This is a genomic window from Piscinibacter sp. PDB1-1 (assembly GCF_056675995.1).
The window spans coordinates 1,972,387-1,987,346 of record NZ_JBWVZJ010000001.1; the positions used below are offsets into that span (position 1 = coordinate 1,972,387).

A 14,960-nucleotide genomic window follows, 5' to 3' on the forward strand; every position below is an offset into this window, starting at 1 on the left:
CTCACGCAGGAGCACCAGCATGCTGCATGGCGACATCTCGAGCAGCCTCGACACCGTCGGCGTGGCCGTCGTCAACTACAAGATGCCGCGGCTGCACACCAAGGCCGAAGTGATTGCCAACGCGCGCAAGATCGCCGAGATGGTCGAAGGCATGAAGCTCGGCCTGCCGGGCATGGACCTCGTCATCTTCCCGGAGTACAGCACCCACGGGATCATGTACGACAGCCAGGAGATGTATGACAACGCCGCCACGGTGCCGGGCGAAGAGACCGAGATCTTTGCCGCCGCCTGCCGCAAGGCCAAGGTCTGGGGCGTGTTCTCGCTCACCGGCGAGCGCCACGAGGAGCACCCGTACAAGGCGCCCTACAACACGCTCATCCTGATGAACGACCAGGGGGAGATCGTTCAGAAGTACAGAAAGATCATGCCCTGGGTGCCCATCGAGGGCTGGTACCCGGGCAACTGCACCTATGTGAGCGAGGGCCCGAAGGGCCTGAAGATCAGCCTCATCATCTGCGACGACGGCAACTACCCCGAGATCTGGCGCGATTGCGCCATGAAAGGCGCCGAGCTCATCGTGCGCTGCCAGGGCTACATGTACCCGGCGAAGGACCAGCAGGTGCTGATGGCCAAGGCCATGGCCTGGGCCAACAACGTCTACGTGGCCGTAGCCAACGCCGCCGGCTTCGACGGTGTGTATTCGTACTTCGGCCACTCGGCCATCGTCGGCTTCGACGGTCGCACGCTGGGCGAATGCGGCGAGGAGGAGATGGGCATCCAGTACGCCGCGCTCAGCAAGACCTTGATCCGCGACTTTCGCAAAAACGGGCAGAGCGAGAACCACCTCTTCAAGCTTCTGCACCGCGGCTACACCGGCAAGATCAATTCGCACGAAGGCGCCCAGGGCGTGGCCAACTGCCCGTATGACTTCTATGCCAAGTGGATCAACGACCCCGAGGGCACACGCCAGATGGTCGAGGCCATCACGCGCCCGACGGTCGGCACCGAGGAGTGCCCGATCCCGGGCATCCCGAACACCGGCGCGGGCGCGCACCGCTGAGCGACGCACCGGCCGCGCGGCGTGGTGGACCCACTGGCCGATTGGCGCCTGCGCGAGGCGCCCTACTACCAGTCCAGCGGCGACGAGATCGCGCTCTTCGAGGCGGCTCACGCCAGCAGCCTGCCCCTGCTGCTCAAGGGGCCCACCGGATCCGGCAAGACGCGCTTCGTGGAGCACATGGCCTGGCGGCTGGGCCGCCCCCTGGTCACCATCGCCTGCCACGACGACCTGAGCGCCTCAGACCTGGTGGGCCGTTGGCTGCTCGACGCCCAAGGCACGCGCTGGCAGGACGGGCCACTGACACTCGCCGTGCGCCACGGCGCGATCTGCTATCTCGACGAGGTGGTGGAGGCGCGCGCCGACACGACAGTGGTGCTGCACCCACTGGCCGACAGCCGGCGCGTTCTGCCGCTGGCGGCGTGCAACGCGCTCGTTCCGGCGCATGCCGACTTTCGGCTGGTGGTCTCGTACAACCCGGGCTATCAAGCTGCCTTCAAGGAACTGAAGATGTCCACGCGGCAGCGTTTTTGCGCACTGGATTTCGACTACCCGCCGCCGGCGACCGAGGCCGCCATCGTCGCGCACGAAAGCGGCGTGCCCCTGGTTCAGGCCGAGCAGCTGGTGCAACTGGCCGTTCGCACGCGCCGCCTGCGCGGCCAGGGGCTGGACGAAGGCGCATCGACCCGCATGCTGGTGCATGCCGGCCGCCTGATGAATGCCGGCATGCGCGCAGCCCCCGCCTGCCGCGCGGCAATCACCGGCCCGCTGACCGACGAATCCGAACTGCAGGACGCGCTCGATGCCATCGTCCGGGCCTTCCACGCCGAATGAGCTGACGCTCGCGCGCGCTCGGCCGGTGCTGCGGCACTACCTGCAAGGCCTGTGGGGCTTCGCGCCGGTGCTCCATGCCTGGCCCGACGCGGGCCATGACTCGCCCCCGTCACTGCGGCCTGCAGCAGCCTCGCCCACCCTGTGGCTGCCTGCACAGGAGCGCGGTGCGCGCTGGTACGAAGCTGCCGCTGCGCATGCCGCGGCCCACGCGGCGCACAGCCGCGGCGGCTTCGATCCCCGCGGTATCCACCCGCTCACGCGCGCGCTCGTCGGGCTGCTCGAAGACGCTCGCGTGGAGCGTCGGGCCACGCAGGCCCTGCCCGGGTTGTGGGCCTTGTGGCACGCGCAACACTCGGCGGGCGCCGAGAGCGGCACCAGCCTGCCAGCGCTGATGGCCCGGCTGGCCCGCGCACTGCACGACCCGCACTACGACGACCCGCACGCCTGGGTGCGCAAGGGGCGAGCGCTCTTCATGGAGGCGGTGGCGGAAGGCGCCGGCGACGCCTCGACCTTGCGCCACACCGCCTCGCGGCTCGGCCACGACATCGGCCAGATGCGGCTGCGCTTCGACGATCGCGCTTATCGCCCAGCGCCGTCGTACCGCGATGACCACGCCTGTCTCTGGCAAGTCGAAGCCCTGTCGGCCGACCCCGCACCCGCGCGCGAAGAGCATGCGGCGATGGAGCTGCCGGCCTCGGCCGCGCCATCGATCTCGACACCCGACGAACCCGAAGGCGAATACCGATACCCCGAGTGGGATCACCGCATCGGCGCCTACCGGCGCGGCTGGTGCCGGCTGCGAGAGAGGGACGCAGGCCTTGGCGATGCGCAGGCCGTGCATGCCTTGCGTGCCTGGGGCGAGGCGTGGCAAGGCGGCCTGCAGGCTCTGGTGCGCCTGGCGCGGCGCAGCGCGCCCGCTGGCACGCCGCGGCCCTCGCGGCGCCGCCTGCAGCGCCAGGGCGCGGATCTCGACCTGGATGCCGCGCTGCGCGAGGCCGCACAGCGCCGCGCTGGGTACGCGCCCGAGGCGCGCATCTACCGTGACAGCGAGCCCCGAGCCGTACGCGCCGCATGGCTGCTGGTGCTCGACCTGTCGGCCTCGATGGCCGAGTCGGGGCGGCTCGAGCTCGCGCGGCGGGCCGCTTGGTGCCTCCACATCGTCGCCACCGCCTCGGGGAGGCGATGCGCGCTGCTGGGCTTCCACTCCGACGGCCGCGAGCGGCAGCACGCCGTGGTGCTGCAGCGCTTCAACCAAAACGCATCGCGTGGCGAGTTGCTGTCGCGCCTGGCCGGTCTGAACGCCCAGGGCTCCACGCGCCTGGGCGTCGCATTGCGCCACGCGCGCCGGCAGATCATGTCGCAGCCCGCCGAGCGACGCGTGGTGCTGATGCTGAGCGACGGCGAACCCCACGACATCGACGTTCACGACCCCACGCACTTGCTCGCCGACGCACGCCGCGCCGCCGGCGAAGCGCGGCGCCGAGGCATTGCGGTGCACGGGCTCGCGATGGGGGCCCAGGCCGAGCCGGCCGTCCGCCGGGTGCTGGGCAGCCGCCACGTGCGTCTGCTTCGCCAGCCCGACGACCTGGGCCCGTGGCTGGCAAACCTGCGCGACATGTGAATCGTGCGGCTTCGCTCTGCGCACGCGCTCTACGTTGATTGACGTATGTGCTGCGCAGGCGAGCGTCCCTAGTCTTGCATCAACGGATCGCCACGAAGCGCATGCACGGGCGGCGTGGCACTCCGCAGATCGACGAGCCCCTGAACCTACGTACCCCGCCAATCCCCACGAGTCACCACGAACCAACGGAGCGAGAAATGACTGATCGACACGACGACCTTCCTTCCCGGCATCGCCGCACGCTGCTCGCCGGCATGGCCGCCGCACCGCTGGCCGGCCTGCCGACGATGGCGAACGCGCAGGCGTTCCCGACCGCGAAAGTGAACACCACGAAGCTCGCGATCACCGACACCGAAGTCACGGTGGGCCAGCTGCACTCGGCCACCGGCACCATGGCCATCAGCGAGACCGGCTCGATCCAGGCAGAGCAGTTGGCCATAGACCAGATCAATGCGATGGGCGGCATCCTCGGCCGCAAGATCAAGGTCATCAAGGAAGACGGCGCCTCCGACTGGCCCACCTTCGCCGAGAAGAGCAAGAAGCTGCTCGTCAACGACCGCGTGGCCTGCGTCTTCGGCTGCTGGACCAGCGCCTCGCGCAAGGCGGTGCTGCCGGTGTTCGAGAAGGAGAACGGCCTGCTCTACTACCCGACCTTCTACGAAGGCCTGGAGCAGAGCAAGAACGTGATCTACACCGGCCAAGAGGCCACGCAGCAGATCATCTACGGCCTGGATTGGGGTGCGAAGGAGAAGAAGGCCAAGACCTACTTCCTCATCGGCTCCGACTACATCTGGCCGCGCACCTCGATGAAGATCGCGCGCAAGCACATCGAGACGGTGGGCAAGCTGGGCAAGGTGGTGGGCGAGGAGTACTACCCGCTGGGCCACACCAACTTCAACTCGCTCATCAACAAGATCAAGGTCGCCAAGCCCGATTGCATCTTCGCGGCGGTGGTGGGCGGCTCCAACGTGGCCTTCTACAAGCAACTCAAGGCTGCGGGCATCACCGGCGACAAGCAGTTCCTGCTGACGCTGTCGGTGACGGAAGACGAGATGACCGGCGTGGGCGGCGAGAACTTCAGCGGCTTCTACTCGTCGATGAAGTACTTCCAGTCTCTCGACAACGAGAACAACAAGAAGTTCGTCGCGGCCTTCAAGGCGAAGTACGGCAAGGACGCCGTGATCGGTGACGTGACCCAGGCCGGCTACCTCGGCCCGTGGCTGTGGAAGGCAGCGGTCGAGAAGGCCGGCAGCTTCGATGTGGACAAGGTGGTCGCCGCTTCGCCCGGCATCGAGCTCAAGACCGCGCCTGAGGGCTACGTGAAGCTCGACCCGAACCACCACCTGTGGAGCAAGTCGCGCATCGCGATGGGCATGCCGGATGCGACGTTCAAGGTCGTCGCCGAATCGCCGGAACTGATCAAACCGGACCCCTTCCCCAAGGGCTACCAGTAAGCCCGGCTCGACCCGCGCAGGCTGGGCACGGCCTGCGCGGGCCTTCGATACCTCAGGCTGAGCGGTCTATTTGTGTTCGATGGCCCTCGCATGCCACCACCCGCTCAGCCTGAGGTATCGAAGGCCCGCTCGACAAGACGCACGCACACCACCGCACGAAAGCCACGCCCATGACCTTCTCCGACATCATGAACATCGGCCTGATGCAAGGCTTCGCCGGGCTCAGTCTCTTCTCGGTGCTGCTGCTGATGGGCCTCGGGCTGGCCATCATCTTCGGCCAGATGGGCGTCATCAACATGGCGCACGGCGAGTTCATGACGATCGGCTCGTACACCATCTTTCTCGGCTCCACGCTGACCGAGAAGCTCGCACCGGGCTTGATCGCCTACTACTTCCCGATCGCGATCTGCGTGGCCTTCGTCTTCGCATTCATCGCGGGCTGGCTCGTGGAGTGGGGGCTGATCCGCTTCCTCTACAAGCGCCCGCTCGACACCCTGCTCGCCACCTGGGGCGTGAGCCTCGCGCTGCAGCAATGCTTTCGCAGCTTCATCGGCCCGAAGGAGGTGAGCCCCACGCTGCCCGACTGGCTGATGGGATCGTGGTCGCCGCATGAAGGCCTCGACATCCCGATCAACGGCCTCTTCGTGCTCGCGCTCACGCTGGTCGTGACCGGTGGTGTGATGCTGGCCCTCTACAAGAGCCGCTGGGGCCTGCGCGTGCGCGCCACGGTGGCCAACCGCCAGATGGCCAATGCCATCGGCATCAACACCAAGAAGACCGACCGTCTCACGTTTGCCATCGGTTGCGGCATCGCCGGCGTCGCAGGTGCGGCATTCACCACCATCGGCTCCACCGGGCCCACCAGCGGTTCGCTCTACATCGTCGACGCGTTCCTGGTCGTCACGTTCGGCGGAGCGGCCAGCTTGCTGGGCACGGTGGCCTCGGCCTTCGGCATCGCACAGACGCAGTCGATCAGCGAGTTCTTCATGACGGGCTCGATGGCCAAGGTGCTCACGCTGTCGCTCATCGTGCTGATCCTGATGGTGCGGCCGCAGGGGCTCTTCGCGTCCAAGGTGCGTCGCTGAGCCATCCGAATCGCTGACTGATCTGGAGTACCTGAATGATTGCGTTCAAGAAGTGGTTCATGAAGCCCGGTGCGGGCAGCACCATCCTGCTGGCGATCGTGCTGCTGGCCGTGTTGCCGATGTGCCTCGACATCTTCCGCCTCAATCTCGTCGGCAAGTACCTCACCTATGCATTCGTCGCCATCGGCCTGGTGATGGTGTGGGGCTACGGCGGCGTGCTCAGCCTGGGCCAGGGCGTGTTCTTCGGCCTGGGTGGCTACGCGATGGCGATGTTCCTGAAGCTCGAAGCCTCTGACCCCGAGAGCACCAAGATCCAGAGCACGCCAGGCATTCCCGACTTCATGGACTGGAACCAGCTCACCGAGCTGCCCACCTTCTGGCTGCCCTTCAAGAGCCTGCCGTTGACGCTGATCCTGGTGATCGCCGTGCCCACGCTGCTGGCCTTCATCATCAGCTACGCGATGTTCAAGCGGCGCGTGGGCGGCGTGTACTTCGCCATCATCACGCAGGCCGTGGCGCTGATCCTGTCGGTATTGATCATCGGCCAGCAGGGCTACACCGGCGGCGTGAACGGCATGACCGACCTCAAGACCCTGTGGGGCTGGGACATCCGCACCGACAGTGCCAAGTACATCCTCTACTACGTGTGCTGCGGCCTGATTCTCGCCAGCATCGTGTTGTGCGCCTGGATCCAGCGTAGCAAGCTCGGCACGCTGCTGCTGGCCATGCGCGACAAGGAAGACCGCGTGCGCTTCTCCGGCTACGACGTGGCCATGTTCAAGGTGGCTGTGTTCTGCCTGGGCGCGGCGCTGTCGGGCATCGGCGGCGCGATGTTCGCGTTGCAAGTCGGCTTCATGTCACCGAGCTTCGTGGGCATCGTTCCCTCGATCGAGATGGTGATCTACGCCGCGGTCGGCGGGCGCATGAGCCTGGTCGGCGCGGTGTACGGCGCACTGTTGGTGAACGCCGGCAAGACGCTGTTCTCGGAAACCTTTCCCGAGCTGTGGCTCTTCCTGATGGCCGCGCTCTTCATCGGCGTGACCATGGCCCTCCCCAACGGGCTGGCCGGCCTGGTCGAGAGCCACATCAAGCCGTGGTGGAACCGCAGGCTCGCCGAGCGCGTGGCGATTCGCGAACAAGTGGCCGCCGCGCAAGCCTCCTACCCCGAGCCGCCGCCGAAGGCACCGCCCTCGATGCCGATGGGCATCAGCAGCCAACGCGCCTGACCTCACCGGGAGCCTTCACCATGACCGTTGCCAGCAATACAGACTTCGCCCTCGCGGTCGAGGACCTCACCGTCAGCTTCGACGGCTTCAAGGCCATCGACGCCCTCACCCTCTACATCGACAAGAACGAGTTGCGCGTGATCATCGGCCCCAACGGCGCCGGCAAGACCACGCTGCTCGACCTGATCTGCGGCAAGACGAAAGCCAGCGGCGGAAGCATCAAGTTCAAGAACGAAGAGCTCACCAAGCTGGCCGAGCACACGCGGGTGCGCCGCGGCATCGGCCGCAAGTTCCAGACGCCCTCGATCTACGAGAACCTCAGCGTCTTCCAGAACCTGGAGGTCTCGTTCCCCAAAGGCCGCTCGGTGCTGGGCGCTCTCTTCTTCAAGTGCAGCGACGAGGTGAAGGCGCGCGTGCAGGTGGTGGCCGAAGAGGTGGGCCTGGCCGAGCTGCTGTCGCTCGAAGCCGGCTTGCTCAGCCACGGGCAGAAGCAATGGCTGGAGATCGGCATGTTGCTGATGCAGGAGCCGGAGCTGCTGATGCTCGACGAACCCATCGCCGGGATGAGCGCTCGCGAACGTGAACTCACTGCCGAACTGCTCAAGCGCATCTGCAAGAACCGCTCGGTGATCGTGATCGAGCACGACATGGACTTCGTCAAGCAGATCGCCCACAAGGTCACCGTGATGCACCAGGGAAAGATCCTCGCCGAAGGGTCGATGGAGAAGGTGCAGAACGACCCGAAGGTCATCGACGTCTATCTCGGCCACTGAACTCTCGGCCACTGAAGGAAGCACCAGCATGTTGAGTGTCAAAGACCTGTTCGTCGCCTATGGCCAGAGCGAGGCGCTGCATGGCATCTCGTTCGACGCAGCCAGCAAGGAGACCGTGGCCATCATGGGCCGCAACGGCATGGGCAAGACCACGCTCTTCAAGAGCCTGATGGGCGTGCTGCCCACCAAGAGCGGCTCCGTCACCGTGGGCGGCAGCGAGATCAGCAAGGACGAGAGCTACCGCCGTGTCGCCAAGGGCATCGCCTACGTGCCGCAGGGCCGCATGATCTTCCCGACGCTCACGGTCGAGGAGAACATCCAGACGGGCCTGGAGAACGCCAAGGTCAAGAAGATCCCCGAGGAGATCTACGCGCTCTTCCCGGTGCTCTTCGACATGAAGCGACGCAAGGGCGGCAACCTCTCCGGCGGCCAGCAGCAGCAGCTCGCGATCGCCCGCGCGCTCGTCACCAACCCCAAGGTGTTGCTGCTCGACGAGCCCACCGAAGGCATCCAGCCTTCGATCATCAAGGACATCGCGAAAGCGCTGAACGAGATCCGCAAGCTGCGCGAGATCACGATCGTCGTGAGCGAGCAGGTGCTCAGCTTTGCGATGGATGTCGCGGACCGCCTCTTCGTCATCGAAGGTGGGCGGCTCGTGCACGAGACCAAGCGCGCCGACACCGATGTCGCACACATCAAGCAGTACTTGTCAGTCTGATCACATCCACCACCCGCGAGGAGCGCAAGCCATGCCCGAAACACTCATCAAGGTCGATCTCACCAAGCCAGCCCCTTCCAACGAAGGCGTGCACAACCGCTGGCACCCCGACATCCCCATGGCCTGCTGGGTCAAGCCGGGCGACGACTTCGTGCTCGAGACCTATGACTGGACGGGCGGCTTCATCAAGAACAACGACTCCGCCGACGACGTGCGCGACATCGACCTCACCACCGTGCACTACCTCTCCGGCCCGGTGGGCGTGAAGGGTGCCGAGCCCGGTGACCTGCTGGTGGTGGACCTGCTCGACATCGGCGCCAAGGACGACAGTCTGTGGGGCTTCAACGGCTTCTTCAGCAAGAACAACGGCGGCGGCTTCCTCACCGAGCACTTCCCGCAGGCGCAGAAGTCGATCTGGGACTTCCACGGCATGTTCACGAGCAGCCGTCACGTGCCGGGCGTGAAGTACGCCGGCCTCATCCACCCTGGCCTGATCGGCTGTCTGCCCGACCCGAAGATGCTGGAGATGTGGAACACGCGCGAGCAGGCGCTGATCGATTCCGACCCCGCCACCAGCGGCCTGGCCAACCCGCCCTTCGCCGGCACGGCCCACATGGGCAAGCTCACCGGCGATGCGCTCACCAAGGCCGCCGCCACCGGCGCGCGCACCGTGCCGCCGCGCGAGCACGGCGGCAACTGCGACATCAAGGACCTGTCTCGCGGCTCGAAGATCTACTTCCCGGTCTACGTGGACGGTGCCGGCCTGTCGGTGGGCGACCTGCACTTCAGCCAGGGCGATGGGGAGATCACCTTCTGCGGCGCCATCGAGATGGCCGGCTGGGTGCACATGAAGGTCAGCCTGATCAAGGGCGGCATGGCCAAGTACGGCATCAAGAACCCGATCTTCAAGCCCAGCCCGATCACGCCCACCTACAACGACTACGTGATCTTCGAAGGCATCAGCGTCGACGAGAGCGGCAAGCAGTACTACCTCGACGTGAACGTGGCCTACCGTCAGGCCTGCCTCAACGCCATCGAGTACCTGAAGAAGTTCGGCTACTCCGGCGCGCAGGCCTACTCCATCCTCGGGACGGCACCGGTGCAGGGCCACATCAGCGGCGTGGTCGACGTACCCAACGCCTGCGCCACGCTGTGGCTGCCGACGCAGATCTTCGAGTTCGACATCAACCCGAACGCGAGCGGGCCGACCAAGTTCATCGACGGCTCGGTGCAGATGCCCCTCTCTCCTGATCTCGTCTGAGGAAGGGCAGGCCATGCCGACCTACGACTACGCCTGTCCCGACTGCGGTGGCTTCGATGCCTTTCGCACGCTGAGCCAGCGCAACGAGCCGGCCGAGTGCCCCGATTGCGGGGCTGGCTCGCCGCGCGTGTTTGCCACTGCACCGCGGCTCGCGCTGCTGGAGGGCAGCACGCGCCGCGCGATGGATGTCAACGAACGCGCGCGGCACGAGCCCAAGCGTTCTGGCGACTACGTGCGCATGAAGCACCCGGCGGGCTGCGGCTGCTGCTCGACGGGAAAGCGCGGCGCCACCGTCACCACGCCCAACGGCGCCAAGGCCTTCCCGAGCAAGCGGCCCTGGATGATCAGTCACTGATGAGAGAGGTGAGGCGAGCGAAGGCACACCTGCCGCTGCGCGGGATCCTCAGTCGCGCAGCGGCAGGCGCTCCAGCATGACCGCGTAGTCCTGGTAGCCCATGCGCCGCCAGAATGCCAGTGCGCGGGCGTTGCCGGCGAGCACGTCGACGGCCAGGCGCTTGTCGGGCCAGCGCTCGAAGACGCTGAGCGTGAGGTGGCGCGCCGTGCCCTGGCGGCGGTAGTCGGGCAGCACATAGATCTGACGCAGGTAGACGCACTCGGGCTCGTCGCGCCAGAGCACGTAGGCCACGGGCGTGTCACCGTCCAGTCCGATCAGGGACTCGTAGCTCTCGTGCGCGAGCCAATGGCGCATGCGCTCGACGAGCTCGGCCTCGCTCATCGGGTTGCGGTGGCCCTCGTCCTTGATCAGGCGGTGATTGAGCCGGCCCAGCACCTCGGCATCGGCCACGGTGGCGAGGCGGTATGTCAGCGTGTCGTCGACCATGCGGCATCGTAGCCAGTTGGCGCTCGCTCCCGCCCTTCGGGTCAACCCGCAACGAACTGGCGCACCCAGCCGGCGAAGGCTTTGCGCAGGCCCCACCGCTCGATGCGTCCACCACGCCGCGCGGGTCGGCCGGGCCCTCGTCAGCGACGACCGCTGATCACCGGCCCGATCTCGCGCGCCGCCCGCCGCAGCGCAGCGTCGTCGAAACCCGCGTAGCCGAAGAGCCAGCCGCGCCGAGGTGCAGACACGCAGTACATCGACAGCGGTGCGAGGTAGACGCCCGCCCCGGCCGCGCGCTGGCTGAGTTCGGTGTCGCGTACCCGCTCGCCGACCTCGTGCACCAGGTGCATGCCCTGCCCGGCCGGCTGCAGCATGAGCGCGCCGCCGCTCGCCTTGCGCAGCGACTCGATCAGCACCGCCTGACGCCCCTGGTAGAGCTCGCGCATGCGGCGCAGGTGCCGCAGCAGATGGCCCTCGCCGATGAAGCGCGCCAGCACCTCCTGCGCCACACCCGGGCTGTGGCGATCGCTCAGCCCCTTGGCGCTCGCGAAGGCATCGACCAGCTCGGGGGGCAACACGATGAAGCCCAGCCGCAACCCTGGGTGCAGCGTCTTGGAGAAGGTGCCCACGTAGATCACACGTTCGCTGTGCGGCAGGCTGCACAGCGCGGGGATGCGGTGCGCTCCGTACTGGAACTCGCCGTCGTAGTCGTCCTCGACCACCCAGGCCTTGCGGGCGCGCGCCCATTCGAGCAACTCGATGCGCCGCGTGAGCCCCATGTGCACGCCAAGCGGGAACTGATGCGTGGGCGTGACGACCGCCATGCGCGCATTCGGCCAGCGCGCCGCGCCTTCGGCGATCGCCAGGCCCTGGGCATCCACCGGCACCGGGCAGGCCTGCACGCCGTGGCCGAGCAGGCAGGCACGAATGCCCAGGTAGCCCGGGTCTTCGACCAGCACCTCGTCGCCGGGGTCGAGCAACAGGCGTGCGATGAGGTCGATCGCCTGTTGCGAGCCAGAGGTGACCACCACCTGCGCCGCCTCGCAGCGGATGCCGCGCGACACCAGCAGCCACTGCGCGATGGCCTCGCGCAGCGGTGCGTGTCCCTCGGGTGCGAGGTACTGCGCGGTGTGGTGGCGCACGCGGGGCGACAAGCCGCGCTCGATGCGCGACCACAGCGCGAACGGAAACGCATCGACCGCGGGCGTGCCGATGCGGTAGGCCGTGACGGCGCTCAAGGGCGGGCGCCAGCGCAGCGCCGTCTCGGCGATCAGCCGCCCGCGCCGTGACAGCCCCGCGTTCGGCGAGGCCGGCCCTTGAGCCTTGCGGCTTGAAGCCGACGGCAGGCCGGCCATGTCCGGTGCGACGTAGCTGCCATCGCCCACACGCGCCACCACGTAGCCCTCGGCCTGCAGACGCTCCAGCGCCCACAGCACGGTGTTGCGCGATACGCCGAGCGCCAGCGCATGCTCGCGCGAGGGCGGCAGCTTGCTGCCCGGCGCGAAGGTGCCCTGCTCGATGGCGGCGCGCAGGCGCAGGTAGACCTGCTGGCGCAGCGGCGTCGGATTGGTTCTGGCATCCATCTCGAATTGGCTCCTTCGATGTTCATCGACCTCTCTACGATGAAGAACCAATTATCCGACCCGCCATGACGCCCACCATCGCCCCGCTCCGCCCCGAAGACCGCGCCGCCTGGGAGACGCTGGCGCGCGGCTACAAGGCCTTCTACGACACCGAGGTCTCGCCCTCCGGCTACGAGACCGCATGGCAGCGCCTGCTGCAGCGCAACGAGGTGTTCGGCCTGGGCGCCTTTGCCGACGGCCGGCTGGTCGGGATCGCCCACTACCTGTTCCACACCAGCACCTGGTCTCGCCGCCAGTGCTACCTGCAAGACCTCTTCACCGACCCGTCGATGCGTGGCCGGGGTGTGGGTCGCGCGCTCATCATCGCGGTGGGGGAGGCCGCGCTGTCCGCGAACGCCACGCGCTGCTACTGGCTCACCCACGAAAGCAATGCCACGGCGCGCACGCTGTACGACAAGGTGGCAAAGTGCCATGGCTTCATCCGCTACGACCTGCCACTTGAGGAGCTCGCATGAGCCACAGCTACACCGCCACCACCTGCTGGGCCCGCGGCGAGCAGGACTTTCTCGACAAGAAGTACAGCCGCCGCCACGAGGTCCACTTCGACGGCGGGCACGTGATGCCGGCCTCGTCGTCGCCGCTGTCGGTGCGTGAGCCCTACTCCGACCCGCGCGGCGTCGACCCCGAAGAAGCCTTCGTCGCCTCGATCTCCAGTTGCCACATGCTGTGGTTCCTCGACATCGCGTGCCGCGCCGGCTGGCGCGTGGACAGCTACCGCGACGAAGCCCTGGGCGTGATGGACCGCAATGCGCAGGGCCAGATGGCGATCACTCTCGTCACCCTGCGCCCTGCGGTGCGCTTCGACGGCAAGCAGCCGACGCACGAAGAACTCGACCACCTGCACCACCGCGCGCACGAGGAATGCTTCATCGCCAACTCGGTGAAGAGCGACGTGCGCTGCGAGCCGGTGCGCTGAGCAGGGCCACGCCGTGTACACGCCCAAGCATTTCACCGAAGAGCGGCCGCAGGTGCTGCACGAACTGGTGCGCGAGCACCCGCTGGGCCTGCTCGTCACGCAGGACGCGCACGGCACGCTCGACGCCAATCCGCTGCCCTTTCTGCTGGACACCGACAGCGACGGCAGCCAGGTGCTGCGCGCCCACGTGGCGCGCGCCAACCCGCTGTGGCACGAAGCGCGTGGCGATGTCGAGACGCTCGTCGTCTTCCAGGGCCCGCAGGCCTACATCTCACCCAACTGGTACCCGAGCAAGGCCGAGAACGGCAAGGCAGTGCCCACGTGGAACTACATCACCGTGCAGGCCCGCGGCCGCCTCGTGGTGCGCGACGACACCGAATGGCTGCGCGCGCTGGTCACGCGACTCACCGAGCGGCACGAGGCCGCTCAGCCGCGGCCGTGGGCGGTGAGCGACGCGCCGCCCGAGTACATCGAGGCCATGCTGAGCGCCATCGTCGGCGTCGAGATCCCGCTGCGCTCGCTCACCGGCAAGTGGAAGATGAGCCAGAACCAGGCGCCCGCCAACCGCGCGGGCGTGGTGCAGGGCCTCCAGCAGCAAGGCGGCGAGGCGGCGCACGCGGTGGCGCACTGGGTGCTGGGCGCCGCTCCCCGCGCCGACTGACGACGCGACCACACGGCACTCCACGGCGCCATCAGAAGCTGATCGGCTCTGTCTCGCCGTGGTAGGCGGGCGTTGTCGACGGCGCCTCGGTCACCGCGGGCAGGCTTCGTGTGCGCCGGCCCCAGGCGGCATGCCGCACCGCATCGGCAGCCCAGGCCAGGGCCCAGCAGATCCAGGCGGTCCACAGCGTGTGGCTCATGAAGTGCGCGCCGCGCAACTGCTGCGACACGCCCAGCAGCAGGCCTGCCCCCCAGGCAGCGGCCAACCACCAGCGTGCGGCACGAGCGGCATGGCGGCGCAAGGCAAAGTACCCGCCCACAAAGGCGAACCCTGCCGAGGCGTGGCCACCGGGGAAGCAGTGGCCACTGCCACCGTCCGCGCCAGGCTGCCAGTGCGACACATGGCGCGCCACGCCGCCGAACTCGGCCAGATCCCATGGGCAACTGGTGACGCTGAACGACTTGAGCACGCCGACCAACGCAACCGACACGAGCACCAGCACCGCGAGCTGCGCACGCTCGCCCTGCGGCACCCGCCGCAGCACGCCCACCGGCCACCACACGGCCAGCGTGAGCAGCAGGGCCAGCAACCAGCTCAGGCGCCGACCGCCTTCGTGCAGGACGTCGTAGAGCAACCAGTGCTCGCGCCACGGAAAGCCCGACGCCCCGCCGAAGGGGCGCGCGAGCCACAGGTCGAGCGGGGTGGCATCGAAGCCAAGCAGCAGCGCCAGCGCCACGAGCGTGACGATCGCCAGGCGGCGCGAGAGGGAGTCCAGGTACAGCATGCGCCGCACTGTGGGCGAACCACCTTAAGCCGGTCTTAAGGAGATCTCACGCGGCCCGCCAGGCGCTCAGCGTGGCCCACAATGCG

General features: G+C 67.5%; 16 protein-coding genes. 13 read left to right on the forward strand and 3 right to left on the reverse strand.

Annotation, left to right across the window (positions count from 1 at the left end; genetic code table 11):
• Positions 1–19: 19 nt before the first annotated feature.
• The 10 genes from AC1KAR_RS09165 (at position 20) to AC1KAR_RS09210 (ending at position 10,384) form a co-directional block, all read left to right on the forward strand.
• On the forward strand, positions 20–1,060 hold the full coding sequence (locus AC1KAR_RS09165) for an aliphatic amidase (protein WP_480316697.1): 1,041 nt from the start codon (positions 20–22) through the stop codon (positions 1,058–1,060).
• A 21-nt stretch (positions 1,061–1,081) separates the two neighbouring features.
• On the forward strand, positions 1,082–1,891 hold the full coding sequence (locus AC1KAR_RS09170; RefSeq protein WP_480316699.1) for an AAA family ATPase: 810 nt from the start codon (positions 1,082–1,084) through the stop codon (positions 1,889–1,891).
• Positions 1,860–3,512 (forward strand): nitric oxide reductase activation protein NorD, encoded by a 1,653-nt coding sequence (locus tag AC1KAR_RS09175; protein ID WP_480316701.1) that lies wholly within the window; start codon positions 1,860–1,862, stop codon positions 3,510–3,512. The genes AC1KAR_RS09170 and AC1KAR_RS09175 overlap by 32 nt, the downstream gene beginning before the upstream one ends.
• Positions 3,513–3,766: 254 nt before the next feature.
• Entirely contained in the window at positions 3,767–4,966 is a 1,200-nt protein-coding gene (gene urtA, locus AC1KAR_RS09180) for an urea ABC transporter substrate-binding protein (RefSeq protein ID WP_480317813.1), read from the forward strand.
• Positions 4,967–5,136: 170 nt separating this feature from the next.
• On the forward strand, positions 5,137–6,051 hold the full coding sequence (urtB, locus tag AC1KAR_RS09185; RefSeq protein WP_480316702.1) for an urea ABC transporter permease subunit UrtB: 915 nt from the start codon (positions 5,137–5,139) through the stop codon (positions 6,049–6,051).
• Between the two features lie 35 nt (positions 6,052–6,086).
• Entirely contained in the window at positions 6,087–7,277 is a 1,191-nt protein-coding gene (gene urtC / locus AC1KAR_RS09190; protein ID WP_480316704.1) for an urea ABC transporter permease subunit UrtC, read from the forward strand.
• Between the two features lie 20 nt (positions 7,278–7,297).
• Entirely contained in the window at positions 7,298–8,050 is a 753-nt protein-coding gene (gene urtD / locus AC1KAR_RS09195; protein ID WP_480316706.1) for an urea ABC transporter ATP-binding protein UrtD, read from the forward strand.
• 28 nt (positions 8,051–8,078) lie between these two features.
• Positions 8,079–8,768 carry an urea ABC transporter ATP-binding subunit UrtE gene (gene urtE, locus AC1KAR_RS09200; protein ID WP_480316708.1) on the forward strand — a complete coding sequence of 230 codons (690 nt, stop codon included), beginning with the start codon at positions 8,079–8,081 and terminating at the stop codon, positions 8,766–8,768.
• A 31-nt stretch (positions 8,769–8,799) separates the two neighbouring features.
• Positions 8,800–10,029, forward strand: coding sequence for a formamidase (gene fmdA / locus AC1KAR_RS09205; protein WP_480316710.1), 1,230 nt, complete (start codon positions 8,800–8,802; stop codon positions 10,027–10,029).
• 13 nt (positions 10,030–10,042) lie between these two features.
• Complete coding sequence (locus AC1KAR_RS09210) at positions 10,043–10,384, forward strand: FmdB family zinc ribbon protein (protein ID WP_480316712.1); 342 nt, start codon at positions 10,043–10,045, stop codon at positions 10,382–10,384.
• Between the two features lie 48 nt (positions 10,385–10,432).
• Here AC1KAR_RS09210 and AC1KAR_RS09215 read toward each other — a convergent pair whose 3' ends face one another.
• Together AC1KAR_RS09215 and pdxR are read right to left on the reverse strand one after the other, a co-directional pair.
• Complete coding sequence (locus tag AC1KAR_RS09215; protein WP_480316714.1) at positions 10,433–10,870, reverse strand: N-acetyltransferase family protein; 438 nt, start codon at positions 10,868–10,870, stop codon at positions 10,433–10,435.
• A gap of 140 nt (positions 10,871–11,010) precedes the next feature.
• Positions 11,011–12,453, reverse strand: coding sequence for a MocR-like pyridoxine biosynthesis transcription factor PdxR (pdxR, locus tag AC1KAR_RS09220; RefSeq protein ID WP_480316716.1), 1,443 nt, complete (start codon positions 12,451–12,453; stop codon positions 11,011–11,013).
• Between the two features lie 65 nt (positions 12,454–12,518).
• On the opposite strand from pdxR, the gene AC1KAR_RS09225 reads away from it, so the two are divergent.
• The 3 genes from AC1KAR_RS09225 to AC1KAR_RS09235 are packed head-to-tail and all read left to right on the forward strand — an operon-like array spanning position 12,519 to position 14,090.
• Positions 12,519–12,968 (forward strand): N-acetyltransferase family protein, encoded by a 450-nt coding sequence (locus AC1KAR_RS09225; RefSeq protein ID WP_480316718.1) that lies wholly within the window; start codon positions 12,519–12,521, stop codon positions 12,966–12,968.
• The gene (locus tag AC1KAR_RS09230) at positions 12,965–13,429 is read left to right on the forward strand and encodes an OsmC family protein (protein WP_480316720.1); all 465 of its coding nucleotides are present in this window, start codon (positions 12,965–12,967) and stop codon (positions 13,427–13,429) included. Before AC1KAR_RS09225 ends, AC1KAR_RS09230 begins: the two co-directional genes overlap by 4 nt.
• A 13-nt stretch (positions 13,430–13,442) precedes the next feature.
• On the forward strand, positions 13,443–14,090 hold the full coding sequence (locus AC1KAR_RS09235) for an FMN-binding negative transcriptional regulator (protein WP_480316722.1): 648 nt from the start codon (positions 13,443–13,445) through the stop codon (positions 14,088–14,090).
• 31 nt (positions 14,091–14,121) lie between these two features.
• Here the strand turns inward: AC1KAR_RS09235 and AC1KAR_RS09240 are convergent, their stop codons facing one another.
• The gene (locus AC1KAR_RS09240; RefSeq protein ID WP_480316724.1) at positions 14,122–14,874 is read right to left on the reverse strand and encodes a phosphatase PAP2 family protein; all 753 of its coding nucleotides are present in this window, start codon (positions 14,872–14,874) and stop codon (positions 14,122–14,124) included.
• Positions 14,875–14,960 lie beyond the last annotated feature (86 nt).